The sequence below is a fragment of the Thiomicrorhabdus sp. Kp2 genome (assembly GCF_000478585.1).
Lineage (GTDB): Bacteria > Pseudomonadota > Gammaproteobacteria > Thiomicrospirales > Thiomicrospiraceae > Thiomicrorhabdus.
The window spans coordinates 750,644-777,274 of the sequence record NZ_ARWI01000001.1 but is presented as its reverse complement, the minus strand read 5'-3'; the positions used below and the strand labels follow the sequence as shown (position 1 = coordinate 777,274).

General features: G+C 38.7%; 28 protein-coding genes. 14 read left to right on the top strand and 14 right to left on the bottom strand.

The features are described 5' to 3' along the window. Nucleotides 1-421 precede the first annotated feature (421 nt). The 3 genes from A379_RS03715 to trpB all read right to left on the bottom strand — a co-directional run bounded on the left by A379_RS03715 (nt 422) and on the right by trpB (nt 2,328). Nucleotides 422-688: a Txe/YoeB family addiction module toxin gene (locus tag A379_RS03715; RefSeq protein ID WP_040725855.1), complete on the bottom strand. Its 267-nt coding sequence runs from the start codon at nt 686-688 to the stop codon at nt 422-424. Further along, the gene (locus A379_RS03710) at nt 678-938 is read right to left on the bottom strand and encodes a type II toxin-antitoxin system Phd/YefM family antitoxin (protein WP_040725853.1); all 261 of its coding nucleotides are present in this window, start codon (nt 936-938) and stop codon (nt 678-680) included. The genes A379_RS03715 and A379_RS03710 overlap by 11 nt, the downstream gene beginning before the upstream one ends. A 193-nt stretch (nt 939-1,131) precedes the next feature. Continuing rightward, nucleotides 1,132-2,328: a tryptophan synthase subunit beta gene (trpB, locus tag A379_RS03705; protein ID WP_040725851.1), complete on the bottom strand. Its 1,197-nt coding sequence runs from the start codon at nt 2,326-2,328 to the stop codon at nt 1,132-1,134. A 242-nt stretch (nt 2,329-2,570) separates the two neighbouring features. Here trpB and A379_RS12580 point away from each other — a divergent pair, with 242 nt between their 5' ends. Continuing rightward, complete coding sequence (locus tag A379_RS12580; protein WP_051144987.1) at nt 2,571-3,893, top strand: DUF1566 domain-containing protein; 1,323 nt, start codon at nt 2,571-2,573, stop codon at nt 3,891-3,893. An 88-nt stretch (nt 3,894-3,981) separates the two neighbouring features. On the opposite strand, the gene A379_RS03695 is transcribed toward A379_RS12580, so the two are convergent. Continuing rightward, nucleotides 3,982-4,416 (bottom strand): SufE family protein, encoded by a 435-nt coding sequence (locus A379_RS03695; RefSeq protein ID WP_040725850.1) that lies wholly within the window; start codon nt 4,414-4,416, stop codon nt 3,982-3,984. Nucleotides 4,417-4,637: 221 nt separating this feature from the next. Between A379_RS03695 and A379_RS03690 the strand changes: the two genes are divergently transcribed. Next, nucleotides 4,638-5,105 (top strand): YbjN domain-containing protein, encoded by a 468-nt coding sequence (locus tag A379_RS03690; RefSeq protein WP_157832338.1) that lies wholly within the window; start codon nt 4,638-4,640, stop codon nt 5,103-5,105. A gap of 39 nt (nt 5,106-5,144) precedes the next feature. On the opposite strand, the gene A379_RS03685 is transcribed toward A379_RS03690, so the two are convergent. From A379_RS03685 to exbB, 3 genes are read right to left on the bottom strand one after another with little or no spacing between them, the layout of a single operon-like run. Next, nucleotides 5,145-5,981, bottom strand: a complete 837-nt coding sequence (locus A379_RS03685; protein ID WP_040725848.1) for an energy transducer TonB — start codon at nt 5,979-5,981, stop codon at nt 5,145-5,147. Then, nucleotides 5,978-6,382 (bottom strand): biopolymer transporter ExbD, encoded by a 405-nt coding sequence (locus A379_RS03680; protein WP_040725847.1) that lies wholly within the window; start codon nt 6,380-6,382, stop codon nt 5,978-5,980. Before A379_RS03680 ends, A379_RS03685 begins: the two co-directional genes overlap by 4 nt. A gap of 30 nt (nt 6,383-6,412) precedes the next feature. Continuing rightward, nucleotides 6,413-6,838, bottom strand: coding sequence for a TonB-system energizer ExbB (gene exbB, locus A379_RS03675; protein ID WP_040725845.1), 426 nt, complete (start codon nt 6,836-6,838; stop codon nt 6,413-6,415). Nucleotides 6,839-7,056: 218 nt separating this feature from the next. Here exbB and A379_RS03670 point away from each other — a divergent pair, with 218 nt between their 5' ends. Continuing rightward, entirely contained in the window at nt 7,057-8,055 is a 999-nt protein-coding gene (locus A379_RS03670; protein WP_040725843.1) for an MBL fold metallo-hydrolase, read from the top strand. Between the two features lie 168 nt (nt 8,056-8,223). Here the strand turns inward: A379_RS03670 and serB are convergent, their stop codons facing one another. Then, on the bottom strand, nt 8,224-9,069 hold the full coding sequence (serB, locus tag A379_RS03665; RefSeq protein ID WP_040725840.1) for a phosphoserine phosphatase SerB: 846 nt from the start codon (nt 9,067-9,069) through the stop codon (nt 8,224-8,226). Between the two features lie 60 nt (nt 9,070-9,129). Continuing rightward, a complete protein-coding gene (locus A379_RS03660; protein WP_040725837.1) occupies nt 9,130-9,528 on the bottom strand; it encodes an RDD family protein in 399 nt (132 codons plus the stop codon). Between the two features lie 130 nt (nt 9,529-9,658). Here A379_RS03660 and A379_RS03655 point away from each other — a divergent pair, with 130 nt between their 5' ends. Further along, entirely contained in the window at nt 9,659-10,327 is a 669-nt protein-coding gene (locus A379_RS03655; protein WP_040725835.1) for an energy-coupling factor ABC transporter permease, read from the top strand. A gap of 124 nt (nt 10,328-10,451) precedes the next feature. Here the strand turns inward: A379_RS03655 and A379_RS03650 are convergent, their stop codons facing one another. Next, complete coding sequence (locus A379_RS03650) at nt 10,452-10,781, bottom strand: hypothetical protein (protein WP_040725834.1); 330 nt, start codon at nt 10,779-10,781, stop codon at nt 10,452-10,454. 354 nt (nt 10,782-11,135) lie between these two features. On the opposite strand from A379_RS03650, the gene guaB reads away from it, so the two are divergent. From guaB to A379_RS03605, 9 genes are all read left to right on the top strand, one after another. After that, the gene (gene guaB, locus A379_RS03645; RefSeq protein ID WP_040725831.1) at nt 11,136-12,596 is read left to right on the top strand and encodes an IMP dehydrogenase; all 1,461 of its coding nucleotides are present in this window, start codon (nt 11,136-11,138) and stop codon (nt 12,594-12,596) included. A 147-nt stretch (nt 12,597-12,743) separates the two neighbouring features. After that, nucleotides 12,744-14,324: a glutamine-hydrolyzing GMP synthase gene (gene guaA / locus A379_RS03640; RefSeq protein WP_040725828.1), complete on the top strand. Its 1,581-nt coding sequence runs from the start codon at nt 12,744-12,746 to the stop codon at nt 14,322-14,324. A gap of 78 nt (nt 14,325-14,402) precedes the next feature. Continuing rightward, nucleotides 14,403-14,933 (top strand): tRNA adenosine(34) deaminase TadA, encoded by a 531-nt coding sequence (gene tadA / locus A379_RS03635; protein ID WP_040725825.1) that lies wholly within the window; start codon nt 14,403-14,405, stop codon nt 14,931-14,933. Nucleotides 14,934-15,081: 148 nt separating this feature from the next. Then, nucleotides 15,082-15,657 (top strand): chemoreceptor glutamine deamidase CheD, encoded by a 576-nt coding sequence (gene cheD / locus A379_RS03630; RefSeq protein WP_051144986.1) that lies wholly within the window; start codon nt 15,082-15,084, stop codon nt 15,655-15,657. Between the two features lie 10 nt (nt 15,658-15,667). After that, on the top strand, nt 15,668-17,764 hold the full coding sequence (locus tag A379_RS03625; RefSeq protein WP_040725822.1) for a chemotaxis protein CheA: 2,097 nt from the start codon (nt 15,668-15,670) through the stop codon (nt 17,762-17,764). A 64-nt stretch (nt 17,765-17,828) separates the two neighbouring features. Continuing rightward, nucleotides 17,829-18,410, top strand: a complete 582-nt coding sequence (locus A379_RS03620) for a hypothetical protein (RefSeq protein ID WP_040725820.1) — start codon at nt 17,829-17,831, stop codon at nt 18,408-18,410. Between the two features lie 186 nt (nt 18,411-18,596). Beyond that, nucleotides 18,597-19,538, top strand: coding sequence for a hypothetical protein (locus A379_RS03615; protein WP_051144985.1), 942 nt, complete (start codon nt 18,597-18,599; stop codon nt 19,536-19,538). Between the two features lie 153 nt (nt 19,539-19,691). After that, the gene (gene htpG, locus A379_RS03610; RefSeq protein WP_040725817.1) at nt 19,692-21,587 is read left to right on the top strand and encodes a molecular chaperone HtpG; all 1,896 of its coding nucleotides are present in this window, start codon (nt 19,692-19,694) and stop codon (nt 21,585-21,587) included. Nucleotides 21,588-21,832: 245 nt separating this feature from the next. After that, a complete protein-coding gene (locus A379_RS03605) occupies nt 21,833-23,434 on the top strand; it encodes an ABC-F family ATPase (protein ID WP_040725814.1) in 1,602 nt (533 codons plus the stop codon). A gap of 163 nt (nt 23,435-23,597) precedes the next feature. On the opposite strand, the gene A379_RS13210 is transcribed toward A379_RS03605, so the two are convergent. Continuing rightward, nucleotides 23,598-23,732: a hypothetical protein gene (locus A379_RS13210; RefSeq protein WP_255325072.1), complete on the bottom strand. Its 135-nt coding sequence runs from the start codon at nt 23,730-23,732 to the stop codon at nt 23,598-23,600. Nucleotides 23,733-23,801: 69 nt separating this feature from the next. Further along, a complete protein-coding gene (locus tag A379_RS13205; RefSeq protein ID WP_255325071.1) occupies nt 23,802-23,936 on the bottom strand; it encodes a hypothetical protein in 135 nt (44 codons plus the stop codon). A gap of 308 nt (nt 23,937-24,244) precedes the next feature. Here A379_RS13205 and A379_RS03600 point away from each other — a divergent pair, with 308 nt between their 5' ends. Then, nucleotides 24,245-25,039 (top strand): nitrilase-related carbon-nitrogen hydrolase, encoded by a 795-nt coding sequence (locus tag A379_RS03600; protein ID WP_051144984.1) that lies wholly within the window; start codon nt 24,245-24,247, stop codon nt 25,037-25,039. A 62-nt stretch (nt 25,040-25,101) separates the two neighbouring features. On the opposite strand, the gene A379_RS03595 is transcribed toward A379_RS03600, so the two are convergent. Next, nucleotides 25,102-25,614: a hypothetical protein gene (locus A379_RS03595; protein WP_040725811.1), complete on the bottom strand. Its 513-nt coding sequence runs from the start codon at nt 25,612-25,614 to the stop codon at nt 25,102-25,104. Between the two features lie 197 nt (nt 25,615-25,811). After that, complete coding sequence (locus A379_RS03590) at nt 25,812-26,432, bottom strand: FKBP-type peptidyl-prolyl cis-trans isomerase (protein WP_040725809.1); 621 nt, start codon at nt 26,430-26,432, stop codon at nt 25,812-25,814. Between the last annotated feature and the right edge of the window lie 199 nt (nt 26,433-26,631).

The following is a 26,631-nucleotide window of genomic DNA, read 5'->3' as shown; positions in this document are numbered from 1 at the left end:
CAATGAGAATCTTTAACCGCATCCTTCGCTAAGTAAAAGAGCGATTTCTTACAGAGGGGAGGATTTTACTACGTTAATTCCGTATTTTTAATTAAACATTATCTTGTGTTGTAGACTGTGTTTTACCCTATGCTCACAAAGTTAAGTTGGCCCCTGGGAATAGATTGTGCAAAGTTCTTAACGTAGTGAACGGTCGAGGTGCCCTTTGTTTGCTTACTTTGTTTGGGCAAGCAAATAAAGTAAGGGGAAGCCTAAAAGTTGGCTTAAAAGGTGTATAAATATTTATAAAGGCTTCTCAATAGCTAAGACAAATCAAATCTTAAAAGCCAAACAACCAGGCCTGGTAACTTTCTGAAAAGCATTAAATTCAAGACACAACGGGATACCTGAACTATTAATTAGCCAAGCTTAACTATTGCCTTTACTCGTAGTGGTATCGGCAAGCGATTATCGTTATTTTTTTATTGTCAAATGCATAAACAAGTCTGTTTGTCTCATCTATACGTCTTGACCAAAAGCCAGAGAGGTTTTCTTTCAATGGTTCAGGCTTTCCGATGCCTTCAAACGGTGAACGCATAGTATCTGTTATGAGTCTATTGATTCGCCTAAGCGTTTTTTTGTCTTGGGTTTGCCAATAAAGATAGTCACTCCAAGCACTCTCAGTCCAAGATATGAGTTCAGCTTTCATCGTCAATCAATACTTTCTGAACGGTTTTACCTGAGCGATATTGTTCAATAGATTCTTTGAGATGCGCCACATTTGCAGGCGATTTTAGTAAGTGAACCGTTTCCATTAGACTATTAAAGTAGTCCTGCGACATAACCACTGCATTTTCAGAATCTCTGCGTGTAATTACGGTGAAATCGGCATTATCCGTAACTGCATCTAAAACACTTTTTAAGCTATTCCTAGCGTCTGTATAACTTACAACTTGCATAAACTTTCCTCTCGCTTGATGTTGTTTTTATTATAACATGAACAGTAAGTTGTACATAATTGTGTTGATGCGGCTTTTCCACAACCTAAACTAATCTAGCCAAGAAAAGTGCAAGATACGCACGATAATAGTTACGATAGTTCAGATAAAAAAAGCCCCAATTAAGGGGCTGTGGGTTTAGTGTTAGCTGGGTTTATTCACCCGTACCAAAATTTTCGGCCACATAATCGATGTCTTTATCACCGCGACCAGATAGATTGATTAAAATAGTGCTACTAGGGTTTTCCTTACCGTGTTTCATGGCCCATGCAACGGCATGGGAGCTTTCTAGAGCGGGGATAATGCCTTCCATGCGTGATAATTTATAAAATGCATCTAAAGTTTCATCATCAGTGACGGCATGATAATTTACTTTGCCCATGGTTTTTAGGTAGGAGTGTTCTGGTCCGACACCTGGGTAATCTAAACCAGAAGCAATGGAATGAACTGGAGCTGGATTGCCTTCTTCATCTTCTAATAATAGGCATTTAAAACCGTGAATCATGCCAGGTTTACCATAGGTCATAGTGGCGGAGTGTTCACCAATATTTGTACCTCGTCCTAATGGTTCTACGCCGTTTAGACTGACATTTTCATCTTCGATAAAGCCTGCAAACATACCCATTGCGTTTGATCCACCTCCAACGCAAGCGCCTACTTCATCAGGTAGTTCTCCCGTCATTTCTAAAAATTGTTCTCTTGCTTCATGTCCAACAACCGACTGGAAGTTACGCACCATCATTGGGAAGGGATGAGGGCCAACAACAGAGCCAATGGCAAATAAAGCAGTATCAGCTTGTGGTACATAAGAGTCAAACGCAGAATCGACCGCCTCTTTTAAGCTTCTCCCGCCAAAAGAAACGGGCACAACTTTAGCGCCCAATAATTTCATGCGGGTAACATTAGGGGCTTCTTTGGCAATGTCGATTTCACCCATATGAATTTCACACTCCATCCCAAAATAAGCGGCTGCAGTAGCCAAAGCGACACCGTGTTGGCCTGCGCCTGTTTCAGCAATCAGTTTGGTTTTACCCATATGTTTAGCCAGTAAGGCTTCTGCCATACAGTGATTAAGTTTGTGGGCACCAGAGTGGTTTAGATCTTCACGTTTGAGGTAGATATGTGCACCAACTTCTTTGCTGAGATTGTGCGCGTAATACACGGGGGTTGGGCGGCCTTGGTAGTGTTTGCGAATGTATTTGAGTTCATTTAAAAAGTCTGCTGAACGTCCTAGCTCCATATAGGCTTTATTGATTTCTTCAAAATGGGGGATCAATACTGGTGGTAAAAAGGCCCCACCAAAGTCACCAAAAAAACCTTCTTGGTTAGGAAAACTCTTTAAATAAGACATTCGTTTTCTCCTCTGTATTTTTATTAACGAATATAAAAGGGTATTTAGGATACACATAAAATAACAAGAATTAAAGCGACGAATTTAATAGCCATTTTGGTAACGATTTTGCTACTGATGCGCTATAAGTTAAGTTAATGTCTTCACAAAATAGCCGTGCTATATCTTATTTATAGAGTGTGGTTTAATCATATAACATGATGATAAAACATAAAGTTTAGTTATGAGGGGAAGTTAAAAGTATGAAAATACAGGTTTGTAGGAATTGTGGTAACAGAAATACTGTTGTTTCAAGGGCTCTAACTTCTTGTAACTATTGTGGCTCGGAAGATTTAGAGCCAATAACTGATACAAAAAATCCTAATGCAGCGACAACAGGGGGGGCGGAGTCTTCATCTGGTAAGGGGAAGTGGATTATTTTACTGTTGTTGCTCTTATTAGTTGCTGGTGGTGCTTTCTGGTATTTGAACTTTGCTCCCCTAAGTTTGGGGTTACAAAATGATGATATTCAAACGAATCAATCCATCATAAGCCAATCGGCTAAACCAAATAACAGTTTGTCTGCTGAAACTAAGGGCGATGTTTCTAAACCAATCGCTCAAGCTGATAATGTGGTTGTATCCGCGACATTAGAGTCTAATGACTCAGCCAAAGCATCATTGCCTCCAGTAAAAGTCAAAGAGGTTTCTACTCAACAAGAGTCAATAGTGTTGGACGTTAAGCCTGAAAACGCAGCGACAAACCAAAGTGCGATACCTAAACAGCCTATTCAACAAGCTTTGCCAGAAGTAAAGGCTGAAGCACAGCCTTTACCTAAACCTGTTAAGAAAGTAGTGGTTCAAGAGAAAATAGAAGCAAAGAAAATAGTTAATAAACCAGTAGAGAGAAAAGTAAATCAACCAGTCTCTGTTGCCGCACCTAAAGTCGCTGAATCTAAAACTAAAATCAAAGCCAAAGTTTCTGAAGATGAAAAAACCATTGCCGAGTTAAAACGTAAATTAGAAGAGTATAAAAAACAGACTGTAGAAAAAACAGAACAAAAGTTATCGAAAGAAACACGTTTAAGCATGCGAGTTTTGGATAGACAAAAAGGGATTGTAACGGATGCTAAAACAGGCTTAATGTGGATGGCATGTAGTATTGGGCAGGAATGGGCTAATGGAAGTTGTGTCGGTAGTGCTGAAGAATATTTGTGGACGGAAGCAGCTGATCTTGCCAAAGATTCGGGTTATGCGGGCTACAACGATTGGCGTTTGCCTACTCGTGAAGAGCTAAATAGTATTGTTTATTGTTCTAATGGAAGACTGGGTCATCAGTTAGGTAGTGACGGAAAAATGCAAGTGAAAGATGGCGAGCCTCAAAACGGTAAATGTTTAGGTAAGTTCCAAAAGCCAACAATAGATAAACGTGTTTTCCCTAATGCCTCGGGTAGTACCTATTGGTCTTATTCTCGTAATGCTCAGGCAACTTACAATGCGTGGGCGGTATTTTTTAATGGTGGTTACCAGTATAGCTACAATACAACCAATTTAGGATTAGTGAGATTGGTGAGGAACTCTAGATAGAAACCTGATTCACTTAATTAGAATCAAATTTTCTACATATCAACCCCCCTCTATTAAAGGGGAGGCTAATTTTTATTGATTTGATATTTTATACGACGCGCTTTTGACCTTCAGACTGAATGCGCTTTATCATGTGATATAACCCAGTTGAACGGTTGGGTGAGAGCTGTTGCAGCAAACCAATTTTACCTAAAAAATCGAGTGGCGCTGTAGCCACTTCTTCTGGTGTTCTACCGTGGTAAATTCTTAATAGTAGAGCAATTAAGCCAGATACAATCGCAGCATCACTTTTAGCCTGCATAAATAAACGACCGTCTTTTTCTTCAATATGAATCCATACTTGTGACTGACACCCGTGAATACGATTCTCTTCAGTTTGGTAGCTATCATCTAGTTGTTGTAATTGTTTACCCATATCAATCAGATATTTATAGCGGTCTTTTGGGTTCTCAAAGTGCATAAAGCGTTTGGTTAAGTCGGCTTGAACTTCTTCGATACTTTTTTCAGGAACGGTATAGTCCACAAGAAAATCCTTTTAATTTTTATTGCGGCATAGTTTACCAAATTCTATGCGCTTTGTATTTGCCACAAATAATAGGGTTTTAAAGCTCAAATCAGTTGGTATTTTATTTACGATACAGTAGGCTAAGAAAGCAAGATTCTCTAAAATTTGTTATTTACTTTTGTACAAGGTTAATTCAGTTGAAACAGTTGTTATTTGGTTTTTTTCTTTTTTGTTTTTTTATGTCTGCACAAGCAGGTCAGCCTGCTATATTGAGTGGCGAAGCACCGATATCAAACAAGCTGTATCCACCCAGTAAAATTATGGTGATGAAAACACTTGATAGTATGAGTGTTCGTTACAGTGTGGATAAGGATGGTGACTTGATCTATACAATGAATAAAAAGGGTTGGACTGGCTATATTATTTTTAGCTATACGGCAGAGAAAAAAGGTTTGTGGAATGTTCAGGTCAGAACGCAATTTGCAACTAAAACGAATGATTATGAAGCGTTACTTGAGTATGCCAATCATTGGAATTCAACACAGAAGTTCCCTAAAATAGCTATGAAAAATCGAAATAAAATGGTGTTGAGCTTAAATTATCCAGTGCAGTTTGGCTTCAATCCACAAGAGTTTCAATATAATATTTTTAATATGTTTAACCGAATCGCTGAGAAAGTGGGTACTGAAATTAATAGGAGGCACTAGTAAAACCTCTTAAAGTTAAAGTCTTGCTGCGTAACCTTTTTATCTCAGGTTGTAAGTAACAGGTACCTTAATAGCCCAATTTTTGCGCTTAATTTCTTTAGGGAAGGGTTTAAAGTGGTAAGCCATTTTAACCTGAAAAATTTCTAATGCCGCTTGGTCTAAAATGCTACGACCTGAACTTTCTATAATTTTTAACTGGGTGATGTATCCTTCAGTATTTAGGTTAAACTTAATAACAACATTGCCTTCCCAGTGGCGTCTTTTTGCTCTTCTAGGGTAAGTATCTTGCGCGTAGGTGAGTATTTGCTTTCTTAATGCTTGCAAGTAGTTTTGTTCAGCATTTTCAACCTGTTCTGTACTATAAGAATTCATCGCTGGTTTTTTGGCTACTTTCTGAGTTTCTGCTGTTTTTACTTCAGGCTTTGGGGCTGATTGAGTAACAGCTTTAGCTGGTTTGACAGGCTTTTGAATAGGTTTGGGCTCAACATCTTGTTTTGGAGGTTGTTTTTTGACTACCTTTTTAGACTCTGTTTTAGCCTCTTTTTTGGGTTCTGGTTTTTTCTTAACGGGTTCTGGCTTGATGACAGGTGGTTTTATCGGCTCTACGACGGGTTCTTCAATTGTTTCTTCAATCGGTTCAGGCGTTTTTTCAACAATAGGTTCAACAACAGGTTCAACGGGAGTCTTTACTTCAATTGGGGTTTCGATGATTGGTGCAGGTTCTGAAAACATGGCTAATGTCACAGGAACTTTGGTAAGTTTGGGTGTGGTCTCAATTTTGACAATATCGGTAGCCCATAGCCAGTAACCTGCAAATAAGACAAGGCTATAAATGATAGCGGCAAGAATAAATGAGATGGTTGATTGAGACTTCATTCACTCTGCGACTTAGTCAAGATGGTTAGATTGTTGAGTTTTTGGCCTTTTAAGAGATCCACTAGAGAAACAAATGTTCCAAAGTCAGCTTGTTTGTCAACTTGTAAGGTAATGGCCTGTTTTGTATCGAGCGTATTCAATAGTGTTTTAAGGGCTTCTAAGTTTTGCGCCTCTTCATCGATAAAATATTCGTTGTTTTTATTTATGTAAAGATGAATGGGGGTTTCATTTTTTTCAGTGACATAGCTTTGAGTGTTGGAGGTTTCTGGTAAATCGATATTTAGACTGTCTTTAACAATAAAGCTGGCTGTCATTAGTACAATGGCTAGAAGCACCAGCATAACGTCGATGAGTGGAATGACATTCATACTATCAAAACGTTTTAGTTCGGAACGAATCATAATCTATATTCTGTGTTGGCGAGTTAAGGGTTATTTTTGTGTTTTTGAACGGTATAAAGCGTTTATTACATCCACTTTTCTGACCAGTCCGCTATAAGTCATAATTGTTGGTATCGCAATACCAATTCCTGCGGCAGTCGCTTTTAAGGCGAGCGCTAAACCAATCATGATTGCACCAGTATCAAGTGACTGGTTTTGTCCCATATCATAAAAAGTAATTAAAATACCCACTACGGTACCGAGTAGTCCAACAAAAGGGGCGTTAGAGCCAATAATGGAAAGTGTGGTTAAGTTTCTGGTAAGAGCGATATTAAGAATAGCGCCATGCTCATAATCCTCAACCTTTAATGAACGATAAAAAAGCGTTCTTTCAATCGCAACCCAAAGAGCAATAAATCCCATTGTGCCTAAGATGCCAAAAATAGCGAAGTCTAGATAGGCTTTTAGTATTTCCATTTGGTGATTTCCTTGATTGGATTTGATTGATGAATAACGGTACTAAGTTGGATATTTTAATACTTTATTGGTATAGAAACTTAAGAAAGTATGGATATTGTACAGGTATTGGGCGTATGTGTTTTTAGTAAGTATTTTTGGGTGATTTTTTATTTTAAAAATAGTGTTAAAATTGTCAGTCTTTTTATTTAATAAATCTCAACTCTGTAGGGGTAGCTATGAATCGTCGTGAATTACTAAAATCGGCTTTTGGATTGTCTGTTGGTTTGGTTGGAATGTCAGCCTTAAAGCCTTTGTATGCAAATACGGGCGAAATGGAATTTAAGGCGGAGCCAATGTACGATGTAACGCCAACTAAAGTTACAGATAAAGTGTATTATTTTTTAGCGAAAGACCCTGAGCCTTCAGTTGAAAACCACGCTTTCTTTAACAATCCCGCTTTTGTTGTAACGAGTGAAGGTGTTGTGGTGATTGATACAGGAAGTTCGGTACAAATTGGTGAGATGTTAATTCGTCAAATTAAAAAAGTCACTGATAAGCCTGTTGTTATGGTAATTAACACACACTACCACGGTGATCATTTCTTAGGTAACCATGCGTTTGTTGAAGCTTATCCTGATGTGGAAATTTATGCCCATCAAGCGACGATAGATAAAATTAAGTCTGGCGCAGGTCAATTTTGGTATGACTTTATGCAGCGTACTTCAAATAATGGTATTACGGGTACTATCGTAACAGCACCTACAAAAACATTTGCTGGTGGTGAGACTTTTAAGAAAGGGGATACAACCTTTAAGATTCACCAGTTTGGTAAAGCTCATACTGAAGCCGATTTGATTGTTGAAGTGGTTGAAGACAGCGTGGTTTTCTTGGGTGACACTGCGATGCGTCGTGTAGCTAATATGGCTGATGGCTCATTTCCAGGTACGATTGAAACCATGAAAAAAGCCAAAGCGCTTGGTGCTAAAACTTATGTGTTAGGTCATGGCCCGCATGATGGTGCAGCAATTTGTGAAGATATGCAGACTTTCTGTGAGATTATCTATAATAGCGCAGCTAAATATTATGATGAAGGCTTGTCTGATTTTGAAATGAAACCTAAAATTGTTGCTGAACCATTTATGAAAGATGTAGCTTCTAAATGGCCTGGTTATGACAGTACTCTTGGTGTGTTTATTTCTACTGCCGTAGCAGAAGTAGAAAAGAATATGTTCTAAGTTGAACATGACTTAAGGTATTAAAAAAGCCGAGTTAGAATTTGTTTCTAACTCGGCTTTTTTATTGGTCAGCTTTTTATTAGCTTTATTTGTTTATTAAGTTACCAGGCCTGGTAATTTAATAAATATCACTAATAAATATCAATAAATAAATATTGTGTTAGTGGATTAATTGTCTTCAATAAAGTCCAATATGGCGTCTAATCCAGCATGGTTTAAAGCGGTTGCGGCTTGTTGTTGTACGGCTGGTTTGGCGTGATAAGCGACAGATAATCCCGCTTCTTTCATCATGACTAAATCATTAGCACCGTCGCCAACAGCAATGACTTGACTCGGTTTAATGTTAAGATCATCACAGAGTTCATGTAAAAAATATGCTTTAGCTTGGGCGCCGATAATACCGCCAATGACTTCGCCTGTTAACTCACCATTTTCTTCACCTAAAACGTTTGCTCGACTAAAGTCTAAATTTAACTCTTTTTTAAGTCGGTCTGTAAAAAAAGTAAAACCACCCGATACCAACGCAAATTTAATGTTTCTTTCATGCAAACCAGAAATCCATTTTTCAGCCCCAGGGTTGAGGGTTAGGCGGTCACTATAAACATATTGCAATGCACTGGTATCTAAGCCTTTTAATAGGGCTACACGCTTAATGAGAGACTCTTCAAAATTTAACTCTCCACGCATGGCCGCTTCTGTAATGGCAGACACCTCTGGTTTAACATTGATGTAATCAGCAATTTCATCGACACATTCAATACTAATAAGGGTTGAATCCATGTCGCTAATAACCAATTTAATCTCTTTAGCATTAAAGTCAGATGGCAATAGGTTAATGTCTATCATAATTTCATTGGCCAACTTTTGAACCAATTCTGGAGAAGGTGTTTCATTAAGTTCAATTCGATAATGGTTGTTAATCTTGACTGGCTTACCTTGCTGGCCAAAGGTATGTTCAATGACCTTAATTTGTTCAAAATTTAGGGTGTTATTATGAAGAATTAGAGTAGCCATTTTGAGTCCTGTAAAATAAATGAAGCTTTAACTTTGGGGGAGGAATAAGCAGAGTGGTGTTTAACTATATTCAATAGGTATTATTTTAGTCTTTGCCAATCGATCCTGCAAAAGTTGTTGTTTGGGTAAAAATAAACCTATCCAACCCACAGGAAAAAACAGTACCGTAAAGATAAATCTTAAATTTGCATTGTATCTATTAATAGGGGTGTTATCGTTATTTACGATTTGAAGTTTCCAGGTTCTTAAACCTGGTGTTTGCCCAGATTGTATCCAGAAATAGGTAAGGTAAACATAGGTAATGCCTACAATATAGACCTGAAAGGCAAAGATTACCGCAGGGCTTTCTTCAAAAGATTGCCCTTGCCATAAAACAAACGGTATAGCGACTACAAACCAAATAGCAAGCAGTAGAATTAGGTCGTAAAAATTGGCAAAAAGTATTTTAAATCCGCGCATTCTTATTAGGGCTTATAATTATCTTTATGGTAAAAGTAAGTGAGTTTAATGGCAGGTATTGTACACGTTTACAGAGCACGAATAATAGCCATTGAGGTTGCTTTTTAATTTTAAAAGAGAGGGGTAAGGTTTGAATTTAGTTGCTGAAAGCCTTAGTTTAACGACTATTGTTGGTGGGTGGGCGTTATTTGTATTGGTATTGATTTGGGCTTTAAAAACCGCACCTTGGCATAAGGTAGAAAATGATAAAAGTGCACAACATGTTCTATTGGGCATGGCTGTTGTGGTGTTTTTTGTTTGGCAATTTGGTGCGAGTTTAGAGGACGGTATTACTTTTCACTTTCTATTGATGACCTTGATGACTATGATGTTTGGCCCGCAATTTGCCATTGTAGCAATGTTGTTAGCGTTAGTTGGTGTGGTATTACAATCGGATTTAGGTTGGTTGTCTTTAGGTGTAAATGCGATTTTAATGGGAGTGTTGCCAATAGCGGTAACTTGGTCAATGTATAAATTAGGGGCTAAGTTTCTTGAGGCAAACTTTTTTGTCTATCTTTTTTACAATGGATTTTTATCGGCAGCGGTTGGTGTTGTGCTTTCTTTATCTTTAGGAGCGGTTTTGCTCAGTGTTAATGAGGTTTATAGTTTTGAAGTGCTAAAGCAAAGTTTTATCGTTTACATTCCTTTAATGGCGACCCCTGAAGGGTTTGTTAATGGCATGTTGTTGGGTGCTTTTGTTTTGTTAAAGCCGCACTGGGTTGCCACGTTTCATGATAAAACTTACATTAATGGTAAGTAAGTGTTGCTGTATTAAATAGGTTGCCAGGCCTGGTCTTTTGAACGACGGATGAATTTTAGGTATAAAAAAACCGACTGATTGTAAACAATGAGTCGGTTTGGATAAAAAGTTTAAAAAGTGGGGGTTATTTTTCCCAACCTGCTTTCATTCCTTTCCATTCTTCCATTTGTGCTACTTGAGCGTGAGCAGATTTGTATGCTTCTTTAGCATACTTCATTGCCGCAGCGTCATCGCCTTTTTTCTTAGCTTCTTCAGCTTGTGCTAAATATGTATCAACATAAGGCTGCTTCATTTTCTTTTGTTTCCAAACATTGTTTACAGCGGTTGCCTTAGCGTGTGCGGCTTTAGCGCTTTCAACAATATCAGCATAGCTAGTAGGCATTGCTTCATTAGATGTACAACCACCCATACCAAGTGCTGCTACTAGTGCTGTTCCAATTAATAATTTTTTCATTGAGTATCCTCCAGATTAACGAGCTTTGAGCTTTTAATAAGCTTATATATTTTTTTATATATTTTATTTTGTCGCAAGTCATTGTAATCGCTATTGACAGAATGTTAAAGCTTAATACGAACACTTTTTTTGCTGTTTTCGCATAGTTGCATACGTTATTAAGTTTACCCCAGTCGTGTCAATCTTTATAATACCCAGTATTGGATGAAAATAACGTTATTTTTCTATTAATTTTGTCGCTTTTGTATGCGTAACTAATTGAAATTTAATGAGATTGACTTTTTAGTGAAGTTTTTCGGTTCTTTTTAGAAAAATAACTGATTAGCCTATAAGTTTTATATAAGGTAGAAAAAAATGAGAATTTTGCAAGATGCATTAACTTTTGACGACGTTTTATTGGTTCCAGCACACTCAACAGTGTTGCCAAAAGATGTTTCATTGAAAACAAAATTAACAAAAGACATTTCTTTAAACATTCCATTTGTTTCTGCTGCAATGGATACGGTTACAGAAGCTCGTTTGGCCATTTCTATGGCTCAAGAGGGTGGGATTGGAATTATCCACAAAAATATGACCGTTGAAGAGCAAGCGCATGTTGTGAGTAAGGTTAAAAAATATGAGCATGGTGTGATTTTAGAGCCTGTTACCGTTCAGTTAACAGACACGGTAGAAGATGTACTGAAAAAGACCAAAATGAACCGTGTTTCGAGTGCGCCTGTTATGGATGGTGATGATTTGGTTGGGATTGTAACGAGCCGCGATATTCGTTTTGTTACGGACATGTCTCAGCCTATTTCAAAAATTATGACAACAAAAGAAAACTTGGTTACGGTAAAAGAGAAAGAAGACCCACAAGTTGTTTTAGATTTGTTGCATGATCATCGTATTGAGCGTGTACTTGTTGTAAATGATGATTTCAAGCTGAAAGGCATGATCACGGTTTCAGATATGATGAAAAAGTCTGACCACCCAAATGCGTGTAAAGATGATGAAGGTCGTTTACGTGTTGGTGCCGCAGTTGGAACAGGAGCAGAGACTGAAGATCGTGTAACGGCTTTGGTTAAAGCGGGCGTTGATGTGATTATTGTTGATACGGCTCATGGTCACTCACAAGGCGTTTTAGATCGCGTTGCTTGGGTTAAACAGAACTTTCCACAGATTCAAGTTATTGGTGGAAATATTGCAACTGGAGAAGCGGCTTTAGACTTAGTTGCAGCTGGAGCGGATGGCGTTAAAGTTGGTATTGGGCCTGGTTCCATTTGTACGACTCGTATTGTTGCGGGTGTGGGGGTTCCACAAATTTCAGCCATTTCTAATGTAGCTAAAGCACTTGAAGGAACTGGCGTTCCATTGATTGCTGATGGTGGATTACGTTTCTCTGGTGATGTGGCTAAAGCAATTGTTGCGGGTGCGTCAGCTTGTATGATTGGTTCAATGTTTGCTGGTACGGAAGAGTCGCCAGGTGAAATTGAATATCTACAGGGACGTGCTTACAAGTCATACCGAGGTATGGGGTCTCTGGGTGCGATGGCTCAACCTTCAGGTTCAAGTGACCGTTATTTTCAGGCATCTAATGCAGAAGATAAGTTAGTGCCAGAAGGGATTGAAGGGCGTGTGGCATATAAAGGTCCTTTGGCTCCAATCATTCATCAATTAGTCGGTGGTGTGCGTTCGAGCATGGGCTACACTGGTTGTAAAGACATCGAAACCATGAAAACAAAACCTTCATTTGTTAAGGTAACATCAGCGGGTATGGCAGAGAGTCATGTGCATGATGTGACCATCACAAAGGAAGCGCCTAACTACCGTTTGTAATTTGAATACCTTTTGATTAGGTATTATTTTATTAGGTATTAAAATAGGTATTTTATTCTTCTAAAGATAGAATGAACCCTCAAGGCTTTTACGGCATTACTGTAAAAGCCTTCTGTCTTTATAAAACTGTTCAGATTTGGAAAATTTATGACACAAGCAAATATTCATAACCACCGCATTCTTATCCTTGATTTTGGTTCACAGTATACGCAGTTAATTGCTCGTCGTATTCGTGAAATTGGCGTTTACTGTGAAGTAGAACCTTGGGATATCGATGCAAAAGATGTTGAAGCATTCGGTGCTCGTGGAATCATTCTTTCTGGTGGTCCAGAAACGGTTATTGGTGATGATGCACCTGCTGCACCAGAAATTGTTTTCAATTTAAATGTGCCTGTTTTAGGTATTTGCTACGGTATGCAAACCATGGCTCAACAGTTAGGTGGTCAGGTTATTAATGCTGATGAACATGAGTATGGTTATGCACAGGTTCGAGCGCATGGTCATACCAAGTTTCTGGTAGATATTGAAGATGAGGTTACCCCAGAAGGTTATGGCATGTTGGATGTTTGGATGTCTCATGGTGACCGAGTTGATGCAATGCCCAACGGGTTCAAATTAATGGCAAGCACACCAAGCTGTCCAATTGCAGGAATGGCTAATGAAGAGAAAAACTTTTACGGTATTCAATTCCATCCAGAAGTCACGCACACCAAACAAGGTCTGCGTATGATTGAACGTTTTGTTGTGGATCTTTGTGGTTGTGAAAAACTGTGGACAACTGAAAATATTATTGATGACAGTATTGCTCGTGTTCGTGAGCAAGTTGGCTCAGATCAAGTCATGTTAGGTCTTTCTGGTGGTGTTGACTCTTCTGTTGTAGCGGCTTTATTACATAAAGCCATTGGCGACCAGTTAACTTGTGTGTTTGTTGACCATGGTTTATTGCGTTATAAAGAGGGCGATCAAGTAATGGCCATGTTTGCAGAAAACATGGGTATTAAAGTGATTCGTGCAGACGTTGAAGATCGTTTTATGAACGCTTTGGCAGGTGAGGTTGACCCTGAGAAAAAACGTAAAATTATTGGTCATGAATTCATTGAAGTATTTGATGAAGAGTCTGCGAAGCTGAAAGGTGTTAAATGGTTGGCGCAGGGAACGATTTATCCTGACGTCATTGAATCAGCGGGTTCAAAAACGGGTAAGGCAAAAGTAATCAAATCTCATCATAACGTAGGTGGTTTACCAGAAGATATGGAAATGTCTTTGATTGAACCTTTGCGTGAATTGTTTAAAGATGAAGTACGTAAGTTGGGTGTGGCATTAGGCTTGCCATACAATATGGTTTATCGTCATCCATTCCCTGGACCAGGCCTGGGAGTTCGTATTTTGGGTGAAGTTAAGAAAGAGTATGCCGATATTTTACGTTTAGCAGATAATATCTTTATTGAAGAATTGATTAAATGGGATTTATACGATAAAACATCACAGGCTTTCACTGTATTCCTACCCGTTAAATCAGTAGGTGTTGTGGGTGATGCTCGTCGTTACGATTATGTTGTGGCCTTACGAGCGGTTGAAACAATCGACTTTATGACGGCGCGTTGGGCGCATTTACCTTATGATTTCCTTGAACATGTTTCAGGTCGTATTATTAATGAGATTCCACGTATTTCACGTGTAACGTACGATATATCAAGTAAACCACCAGCAACGATTGAGTGGGAATAATTTACTTACGATTTAACTGTAAAAGGCCTTATGATGAATAAGGCTTTTTTTTTGCAAAAGAGTAGCTGAGATTATTTGATGGTTGAAAACATAGCGTGTCCGCCAGGTTTAAGCCTACAGCAACAAGATGAATTTTGGATTGAATATACACAAAAAGTGGCTGCAAAAGCAGAGGAAATCGGAGAGGTTCCCGTTGGTGCTGTGGTTGTTTTAGATAATCAGTTGATTGCAGAAGGCTGGAATCAGTCAATTACTAATAATGATCCGACAGCTCATGCCGAAATTATCGCACTCAAAAAAGCTGGGGAAGTGTTAAATAACTACCGCCTAATTGATACAACGCTTTATGTCTCCTTAGAGCCTTGTCCAATGTGTGCTGGAGCAATGGTTCATGCCCGTGTTAAAAGGGTGGTATTTGGTGCTTATGATGACAAAACTGGTGCAGCGGGTTCTGTGTTCAATCTCGTTGATACTTCACAGTTAAATCACAGGTTATCGATCTCTGGTGGTGTGAACAAAGAAGCGTGTGCAACTCAGATAAGTCGCTTTTTTCAAAAACGTAGAGCGGCTCATAAGCTGAAAAAACAACAAGAGAAGTTGGGTTTATAAAAAATCATAAATAAATGGCTTGCCGATTGCTTTATAAAAGGCGAATATATGAGCTTAATTACCGACATTCATCTTTGAATGATGTAAATATTTAAGCCCAAATAAACGAACAGTAATATTTTACATAAAAGAAACTTTACACTTTATTATGCAAAAAAACGTTGACCCAGCAGAGGGTATAAACACCATAAAAATATTGCCTGGCGAATTTTATGTGACCAGAGAGAGTGAAAGGATAGAAACTGTTTTAGGTTCTTGTATATCAGCTTGTGTAAGAGATCCTGTTGCAGGTGTAGGTGGTATGAATCACTTTATGTTACCTGTAAATAAAAATGCAAATGGCCGTGCTGAATTATCTGATGCCAATCGATATGGTAACTATGCAATGGAGAATTTGGTCAATGCCTTATTAAATTTAGGTGCTAAAAGAGAGCGCCTAGAGTTTAAAATTTTTGGTGGTGGTCGCATAATGAGTTCGATGACTAACGTAGGTTGGTACAATATTGGCTTTGCATTTGACTATATATATACTGAAGGCTTTAAAGTGGTATCTCAAGACATTGGTGATATCTACCCAAGGAAGGTTTTATACTACCCTTTGAGTGGCCGTGTACGTGTCAGACGATTAAATGCGATGCATAATCAATCATTGGTTGATGAAGAAAATCGTTATATTAATAATATTGAATCTAAGCCTGTTGAAGGCGATGTAGAACTTTTCTGAGGAATTTGCTATGGATATGATGGAAACTTTTCGCCAAACCTACCTGGAAGAAAGTTTTGAAGGTTTGGATGTTATGGAAACAGGCTTGTTAGAGCTACCTCCTGGAACACCAGACAACGAAAAGATTAACGAAATTTTCCGAGCAGCCCATTCCATTAAAGGTGGAAGTGGTACCTTTGGTTTTAGTGAAATAGCAGGGTTTACTCACGTATTAGAAACATTGCTGGATGAGATGCGTGATAATCGTCGTGATGTCACTCAAGAGTCGATTGATGCCATGTTGGCAGCGGTTGATGTGTTGCGAGACATGTTAACGAAACTGCAAAACCATGAACCGATTGATGAAGAGCGTGCCAGTGAAGTTCAAGGGGTATTAGAAGCCATTCTTGGTGGAGAGGAAGCTTCCTCAGAAACTGAGAATATTGAAACGCCACAGGAAGCCGCAGCAGGCGGCGAATGGCTTATCGAGATTATTCCAGAGAGAGAGTTACTGCAAACAGGTAATGAGCCACTGCGTATTTTTAGAGAGTTAGAAACACTAGGTGAATTAAAGGTTAAGGCCAATTGGGACAGCTTGCCAAATGTTTCTACCTTTGACCCTGAATCACTATATATGAAGTGGGAGTTAGCACTATCTGGTGACTCGGTAAATGAAGATGACATAAAAGAAGTCTTTGAATGGATTGATGGAGATGGTGCTGAAATTAAAATAACGGCGCCAGTTGCAAAAGGTTCAGCAACGGTAAGTGTTGAGAAAGTGGCAGAGCCTGTCGTAGAAGTGGCAACTTCTGCCATAACTGAACCGTCAGTTACAAAACCCGTTTCTAAACCAGAAGCTAAGCCTGCTGCATCGAATCCAAAAGCAGATGCTAAAGCCGCTCCTAAGCAGGAAGGTTCAATCCGAGTTGATTTAAGTAAAATTGACCAGATGGTCAACTTAGTGGGTGAGCTAGTTATTACCCAGTCTATGTTGAGTCAGTTTGGTGAGCAAGCCGAACAAAGCTCAGATAATTCTCAAGAAGCAAACATGGAATGGGTAGACAAGTTAAAAGAGGGGTTAACCCACTTAGAACGCCATACCCGAGAGCTTCAAGAATCTGTAATGAATATTCGAATGCTTCCTGTCAGTTTTGCCTTTAATCGTATGCCACGAATTGTGCACGATGTAAGTCAAAAACTTGGTAAGCAAATTGAGTTGGTTATGGAAGGAGAAGGCACTGAGTTGGATAAAACCATGCTTGAGCAATTAACGGACCCATTGGTTCATATTGTTCGTAACTCAATCGATCACGGTATTGAAAATCCTGATGTGAGGGTTGCTGCAGGCAAGCCTGAAAAAGGAACGGTTAAAATGGCCGCTTTCCACCAGGGTGGTAATATTCTTATTCAGATTACAGACGATGGTGCGGGTATTGATTACAAACGCATTGAAGCTAAAGCAATTGAAAAAGGGGTGATTGAACCTGATCACAACTTAACCCGAGATGAAATTGTAGACCTTATTTTCCATGCTGGCTTTTCGACCGCTGAAGTGGTCAGCGATATTTCAGGGCGTGGTGTTGGTATGGATGTCGTACGTCGAAATATTCGTGGTTTAGGTGGTTCGGTAGATGTGAAAACAACGCCTGGTGAAGGGAGTGTGTTTACCATTCGTTTACCATTAACTTTAGCTATTCTAGATGGCCAATTGTGTTCTGTGGGCAGTCAAACCTATGTATTCCCGCTCATCTCAATTATTGAATCGATTCAGGTCGATAAGTCTCATGTTAAAGGTATTGCAGGGGAAACAGAGCTCTATAAGCTTCGTGATAGCTATATTCCTGTGATTCGTTTACATAAAAAGCTGGGTGTTGAAGACGCTCAACAAGATCTTGCAGATGGCTTATTGGTTGTGGTTGAAGATGCTGGACAGCGTGCAGGTATCTTTGTTGATGACCTATTAGGACAGCAGCAAGTTGTTATTAAAAGTTTAGAAAGCAATTTCATGAAAATTGAAGGTATTGCTGGAGCAACTATTTTAGGAGATGGTACCGTTTCATTGATTTTGGATGTAACTGAAACCGTCTCGTCGCATAAGGGTGGCAATGTGCATATGAATGTTGCATAATGCGTAACAGTTTTGGTTACATGTGATAATTGTACGCTCAATATTGAATGCACTAGAGGTAAATATGGAAAAGCAAGAAACAAATTATGTGTTGGGTTCAAAGGAAGTTCAACAGACCATTTTGGTTTTAAATTTGTCGATTGCTCAAATTGATTTATCCATTACCGAAGGTGACAATTCAGTGAATACCTTAATTGATTCATTTACTTTTATGTCTCATCACATAGAGCAAATCCAACAAGCGGGTAATAAACTGGCAGAAATGAGTGAAAGCTCAAATGACGTTGATCAACACAAAAGTGTTTTGTTAAGTGAAGCGGGAGAGTTGTCTCTAAAAATGCAGCAAGCGATTATCGCGTTTCAGTTTTACGATAAATTGAGTCAGCGATTAGAGCATGTATCCCACGGTTTAACTGGGTTAGCAGATATTGTCTCACATGAGATGAAGGTTAAAAGTGAAGCGGAGTGGGAGGCCTTTAAGTCAAGCGTGCGTAAAGGCACTACCATGCGTGAAGAAGAGGAGTTGTTTGAACTTATTTTTGATCAGCATGTACCAACTGAAGAAGCCATTGAAATTATGAAAGAGCGTATGCGTCAACGTATGCATGAAGTGGATGAAGCAGAAGAAGAAATAGAATTCTTTTAATTTTATTCCACACCTAAAGAACCTGCTACGAGCGGGTTTTTTTATGTCTCAACGAAAGTGATTGAATTTTACTTATCGATTTATTTAGGCATAAAAAATATTGAATTCTATTAATAAGTATTTTTTATAATAATAGCCATTGAACAACGTACGTAATAATATTTAATCATAAATGACGAGGCAACAATGGCGTTAGCATTCAAACAACAATCAAAAAAAATGGCACTGTTAACTGTGCTATTTGGTTTTTTCTTAATTCCTCTTAATGCACTAGCATCAGGTTTGATGCCGTTTATTTTGGGTAGTACACCAACTGAAACCACGGTAAAATCCGCCACCGAAAAGGTGCACCAATCTTTAAAAGAGAATGGCTTTACAGTTGTCGGCAGTTATACGCCAAACAGCCACACAACGGTTACGGTGGTGACTAATTCTCAATTAAAAAACATGGCTTCTATGTCTAAAAATGGTGGCTTTGGTGCCATGGAGCGTGTTGCTGTTACAGATAAAGGTGGCAAACTTGAAGTAAGCTACACCAATCCAAGTTATCTGTGGAATGTTTATAGAATGAAAGGTGATATTGCCCCTGTACAAAAAGCTATGGAAACAGCACTCGGTAAGCAATCTGAATTTGGTGCCGAAAAAGGATTATCGGCGGATGATCTACGTGGTTACCACTACAAAATGATGATGCCTTACTTTGATGATGAAGATGAGTTGGCTGAATATGGTTCATATAAAGAAGCGGTGGCGGCTGTAGAGTCAGGTTTAAAGGCAAAATACGCTGGTTCAACCAAGGTTTATCGCATTGATATCCCTGGCAAAGAGATGACCGTTTTTGGTGTGGCACTTAACCATTTAGATGGTGCGGATAAAAATATTTCAACGCAAATTGATAAGTCAAATCATTCACATGCCGCACACTTTCCATACGAAATTTTGGTAACTGGAAATGAAGTGGTTGCGCTGAATGGTAAGTTCCGTATTGCCATTAACTGGCCAAGTTTATCTATGATGGGGTCTGGAAGTTTTATGAGTATCTCTGGTGCTCCAGACCATATTACTGAAGCCTTAACGGCGGTTGCAAAAAATAGAGCGATACAAAAAGAGTCTGATAGCCTACTTTGATTTTAGCCTGTCCCCTTGTTTTAAAAAGCACAGAAAATTCTGTGCTTTTTTGTTTCTAAGGCTTGAAAAGTGAATATTCATCCCTATGAATCTTGCAAGTTTTTATAACAAATTATTTAACTCTAATCATAAACTCAATTAGGAGATGTATTAATGAGTGCAACAGAGACTCACGCGTTTCAAACCGAAGTAAACCAGTTATTAAAACTGATGATTCACGCGCTTTATTCCAATAAAGAAATCTTTGTAAGAGAGCTCGTGTCTAACGCATCGGATGCGTTAGATAAACTGCGTTTTGAAGCCGTTTCGAATGATGCCCTAACGGAAGGTGAAGAAGAGCTTGCGGTTCAGTTAGCGTTTGATAAAGAAGCTCGCACTATTACCATTACCGATAATGGTATTGGTATGACTCGTGATGAAGTGATTGCAAATATTGGTACCATTGCAAACTCAGGAACCAAAAAATTCCTAGAATCTATGACAGGCGATCAAGCTAAAGATTCAAACTTGATTGGTCAATTTGGGGTTGGTTTTTACTCATCCTTTATCGTTGCGGACGAAGTATCTTTAGTTACACGTAAAGCAGGTACAGATTCAACAGAAGGCACTAAATGGATTTCTAAAGGGGAAGGTGAGTTTACCTTAGAAACCGTAGAAAAAGCTCAAAAAGGAACAGAAATCACGCTTCATTTAAAAGAAGATATGGATGAGTTTCTTGATGAACACCGCCTAAAGACGATTATTACCACCTATTCTGACCACATTAACTTCCCAATCAAAATGGAAAAATCTGAATGGGATGAAGAAGCTAAAGAGTCAAAAGCAACGGGTGAGTTTGAGCAGGTTAACAAAGCCACTGCCATTTGGACTCAACCAAAATCTGAGCTGTCTGATGAAGATTATAAAAACTTCTATCAAACCATTTCGCACGACTTTAATGAACCATTAGCGCATATTCATAACAAAGTAGAAGGGACTTTAGAGTACACCTCACTGTTATATATTCCTAAAAATGCCCCATTCGATTTGTATGACCGTGAACGTCGTTATGGCCTAAAGCTGTATGTTAAACGTGTATTCATTATGGATGATGCTGAACATTTAATGCCTACGTATCTTCGTTTTGTTCGTGGTGTCATTGACTCGGCGGATTTACCACTTAACGTTTCGCGTGAAATTTTACAAAGCAATAAAGTGGTTGATAAGATTCGTTCCGCTTCGGTTAAACGTGTATTAGACCAATTAACTAAAATGGCCAAAGCTGAAGAACAAGAAGAGTACAACGGCTTCTGGGATCAGTTTGGTCAAGTTATGAAAGAAGGTGTGGTTGAAGACTTTGCCAATAAAGATAAAATTGCCAAGTTGTTACGTTTTGCCTCAACAGACAATAACTCATCTGCAGAACAGCGTGTTTCATTAGAAAGCTACATTGAGCGTATGCAAGAAGGTCAAGAAGCTATTTACTACATTGTGGCTGATACGCACGCTGCCGCTAAAGGTAGCCCGCATTTAGAAATGTTCCGCAAAAAAGGGATTGAGGTATTACTGCTTTCAGATCGTATTGATGAGTGGTTAGTGTCTCACTTAACTGAGTTTGATGGCAAAGAGCTAAAATCGATTACCTCTGCAGACTTAAAAGAGTTTGAGGACGAAGCCGATAAAGACCTTAGTGAAGACGAAAAACAAGCTCGTGAAGCTTTAACTGAGAAAGTTAAAAAGTCGATTGAAGATAAGGTTTCTGATGTTCGCATTACTCACCGCTTAACCGATTCACCAGCGTGTGTGGTGAGTGCAGAAGGCGATATGTCCGCACATATGGCTCGTATGATGGCGCAAATGGGGCAGGAAATTCCAAAACAAAACCCTGTTTTAGAACTCAACCCAGATCACGCTTTAGTGAAAAAATTGGAAAGCATTGAAGATGAAACCAAACTAAAAGAGTGGTCATTGTTCTTACTAGAGCAAGCGCAACTGGCCGAAGGTGATCAGCTTGAAGAACCAGCGGAGTTTATTAAACGTATGAATGCGTTATTAAGTGAAGTGATTTAATCACTTTACCTAATAATCAACCCGTTTGATTTAAACCCAACTTACCAGGCCTGGTAAGTTGGGTTTTTTATTTCCTAAATAAACAGATTGACGCTGTTTATAACTGAATACTTAACTTAATGAATATATACAAAAAAACAAGTTCATTTATGGCACAATAACGCCAAATTTTTAGAGCTATGCGTCATTAAACGTTTACTGCGTTTCCTCTCTTTCATAGCCAAACCATTATTAAGGACAGAATTTTGATTTCAACAGCAAATATCACCATGCAGTTTGGTGAAAAACCTCTTTTTGAAGACATCTCCGTTAAATTTGGTAACGGTAACCGTTATGGTTTAATTGGCGCTAATGGTTGTGGAAAATCAACCTTTATGAAAATTCTGGGGGGCGATTTAGAGCAAACTTCAGGTACGGTCAGTATTGATGAGAATGAGCGTGTTGGTAAGCTAAAGCAGGATCAGTTTGCTTATGAAGAGTTTACGGTGGTTGACACGGTTATTATGGGGCAGCCAGAACTTTGGGAAGTCAAACGTGAGCGTGACCGTATTTATGGTTTGCCAGAGATGTCTGAAGAAGAGGGTATGTTAGTTGCCGATCTAGAAGTTAAATTTGGTGAAATGGATGGTTATACAGCAGAATCGCGTGCGGGTGAATTACTGCTCGGTCTTGAGATTCCAGTTGAGCAACACTTTGGTCTAATGAGTGAAGTGGCTCCAGGTTGGAAGTTACGAGTTTTGCTTGCCCAAGCGCTATTTGCTGATCCTGATATTCTGTTACTTGATGAGCCAACCAACAACTTGGACATTAACACCATTCGTTGGTTAGAAACGGTTTTGAATGATCGTAAAAGTACCATGATTATTATCTCCCATGATAGACACTTCTTGAACAGTGTCTGTACCCATATGGCCGATTTAGACTATGGTGAGCTACGTCTTTACCCTGGTAACTATGATGAATACATGACAGCATCAACCATGGCTCGAGAGCAACTACTGTCTGATAACGCTAAAAAACAAGCGCAAATTGCTGAGCTAAAAACCTTTGTAAGCCGTTTCTCGGCAAATGCTTCTAAAGCAAAACAGGCTACTTCTCGTGCTAAGTTAATTGATAAGATTGAATTGTCAGAAGTTAAAGCCTCAAGTCGTGTAAACCCATTTATTCGTTTTGAGCAAGATAAAAAACTATTCCGTTTGGCGTTAGAAGTTCAAAAACTAAACAAAATCTATGACAATGATGGCGAAAAAAATGAAGTTCTAAAAGACCTCAATCTTATGCTAGAAGTAGAAGAACGTTTAGCGGTTTTAGGGGCTAACGGTGCGGGTAAAACCACTTTCTTGAAATGTTTAGTGGGTGACACTGAATTAACTTCAGGAGTGGTGAAATGGTCTGATAACGTTAAAATTGGTTATTATGCTCAGGATCATGCCCATGAATTTGCCGAAGATTTAACTTTAATCGATTGGATGGCACAATGGAAACAAGAAGGGGATGATGAACAAGCACTTCGTGCCGTTTTAGGTCGTCTGTTATTCTCGCAAAAAGAGATTGATAAGTCAGTTAAAGTACTTTCAGGTGGTGAGCAAGGCCGTATGTTGTTTGGTAAATTAATGTTACAAAAACCAAACGTGCTGATTATGGATGAGCCAACCAACCACTTGGATATGGAATCGATTGAATCACTCAACTTAGCGATGGAAAATTTCCCTGGCACAATCATCTTTGTATCACATGACCGTGAATTTGTATCATCGATTGCCACACGTTTATTGATTATGAAAGAAGACGGTATTGAAGACTTTAGAGGAGATTACGAGTCGTACTTGGAAACCCAAGTTTCTTAAATTTATTTGTTAAACGATTTTAAATGCCTTAAAACAGAGAAGCCCGCATCAAAATAGATTGCGGGCTTTTTTGTATCTTATTAGCAGTAACTTTGAGGAGAGAGGAGAGAGGAGAGAGTGGTTCCCGCTAATAAAGATGCAAACTTACGCGATATAGCTTTAATTAAAAAACCATGTCTAAATGAGGTGAAGTATCTGGAATATTCACACCTGCATCAGGGTTTGCTGACATATGGTGAGCTGAAGCTGTTGAAGCGATACCAAACGTTAATAGTGCTGCTAAAAAAATCTTTTTCATGATATTTACCTTTTTCTTTAATTCTGTCTTTGTTTTGTCTTGTTTTTTAAATTCAATCTTTTGAATCTATTAAAAAACCATATCTAAATGTGGTGACCAATCTGGAATATTCACACCAGCATCAGGGTTTGCTGACATATGGTGTGCAGACGCTGTTGAGGCGATACCAAACGTTAATAGTGCTGCAAAAATAATCTTTTTCATATTCTTTCCTTACTAAATAGTTTTATTCATTAAGTGATTAACTGTTAAAAGAAATGTGATTCTACTCAATGTAGAAGAGAGGACTTTTGGTCATCTTTTACATGAGTTTTGCATCACAATTAAATCGATAAGTAGCCAGTAAACATTGCAATTTAATTTAAGGATTTTCATTAAATGTAAATAAGTTACATATATTGATTTACACTATAAATGTAAAAATATTACATGTCAAATATTTTTTACCATTATTTTTATCACTGGTTATTGAGGGTAAAATAAATAGTTAAATCATTATTAGAGGTTAATTAATGAACATTGTTGCGCTACAGTGGGATTCTATATGGTTAGACAGCACCGCCAATCTAATGGAATTGGAAGCAAAAATAGCAACTCTATTTCAATCCAATGAAAAGATTGATCTCTTAATACTGCCAGAGTTGTTTCATGGTGGTTTTTCAATGCAGCCAGAATCTTTTGCCGAATCGGTTGATGGTGAAGTCACTCAAACGTTAGCAGGCCTGGCAAAGAAGTATGCTGTGGTTATCGTTGCTGGTGTCGGGCAAAAACAGGTGCGTACAAATTGTTATGGTCAACAAGCCCTGTTCTATAATCGTGCTTTGGCATTCAATTCAGACGGACAACAAATTGCAGCATATACAAAACAAAAGCTGTTTAGCTACGCCAATGAACAACAAACCTATATAGCAGGTCATCAACCCAAAATGGTCGACATTAACGGTAGTCCATTTGCTCTGTTTATCTGTTATGACTTACGTTTTCCTGAACTGTTTAGGCAAGTAGCACAGCAGGTAAAGGGTATGATTGTGATCGCCAATTGGCCAGATTCTCGTCAAAATCATTGGGAGACTTTATTAAAGGCTAGAGCAATAGAAAACCAATGCTTTGTTATTGGCGTTAACCGTATTGGTCAAGATGGTAATGGACTGAATTATCTTGGTGGTTCAATGGTAGTTTCACCTTTAGGCGAAGTGTTAGCTTATGGAAACTCTGAACAAGAATGTATAACGGCAACCATAGAGCTTGAGCAAGTTGAAAAGGTTAGAAAGCAGTTTCCATTTCTAGAGGATATGCAAAACCTGTAAAATAACCAGGCCTGGCATGCCCTGTGGCCGTCCTTACATTATGAGTATAGGGTAGCTTTGAATCAATCTGCAATCTGTTTTGGATTACCTAACGCTTTTAAGGCCTGATTAATCGATTGTTTTAAATAGAATGGATAAAAATCATACGCCCCTGAAAGCAGTTGATTAGTAATGACTTCACCCTCACCATTGACAAAAATCACCACGGGTAAACTGGTTAAGTTATATAGAGCTTTAAATTCAGCGTTGGCTGTTGCCTCTCCATAAAAATCAATCGTGGTTTCATCCACATTCACATTAATTTCAGTCATTAAAACAAAGCCGTCTAAAGCGCCAGAATAAAGCGTAGGCACAATGGCCTCATCCTTTAAATTATCAGTCGATTTCAAACCCTTGGCAGAAAACAGTATAGCAATCGGTAAATTCTGTTTAGTGGCTTGTTTACCCAGCTCTTGTAAATTTTTGGCGATAGGCAAAACGCTAGTATCACTGTAAACATTTGAAGAAAACAACAAAGAAATAACCAGGCCTGGTAATAATAATGAGCGTAAATTAACCGTGTGAAGCCAATGCATAACAGAGAACCTTAAGATGATAAACGTGGTTCTATCTTACCAGGCCTGGTTAATAGGTAAATGACTTTGTATATAGGTGGAGCTTAGTCTGAACTAAGTTTGAGCTAGTTTCGGAAAAGGAGGTGGGGAAATATAAAAAGGAGAGCAGACAGAGCTTAATGCTCTGCCTGAATGACTGTACTGCGACAAACCGTTAATTAAGCAACAATTTCTAAAAGCTCTACATCAAATATTAATGCAGAATAAGGGGCGATTTTTCCACCTGAACCTTGTGCGCCATACGCTAATTCTTGAGGGATATATAAACGCCATTTAGAACCTGTAGGCATTAACTGTAACGCTTCAGTCCAACCCGCAATAACACGGTTAACAGGAAACTCCGCAGGCTGACCACGTTCAACAGAACTATCAAACACCGTACCATCAATTAAAGTACCGTGGTAATGGGTAGAAACCGTAGATTCAGCCGTAGGTTTTTCGCCATTTCCTTCGGTAATAATCTCATATTGCAAGCCAGAAGCGGTAACAACTACGCCATCTTTATTAGCATTTTCTTCTAAAAAGGCTTCACCTTCAGCCGCTGCCGCTTGGGCTTTTTCAGCTTGTTTTACCTGCATAATATCATTGATTTCTTGAAATGCTTTTGCAAAACCCGCATCATCAATCGGGCTAGCCACACCAGAAAGTGCATCAAGCACACCTGCGGCAACCGCCTCAGCATTCACACCCTCAAAAGGGTCAGAAGCCAACTGATCACCCATTTGACGACCAATTCCGTAACTGACAATGTCAGAAGATGTTGTGTAGTTATGAGACATACTAAAAAGTCCTGTTAATTAAAAAAAGGGCATCTTAGCACAAAACAACAAACGTTACGAAAAGGGCGGGGCAATAGCAAATAATCAACAAACGCAATAGACTACGCACTTAAACTAGCAGGGATGGTTTTGATGGTGTATTATCTATAAAGATGCTTTTTATGATGACAGAAAATACAGGTAATATCACACAACCTGT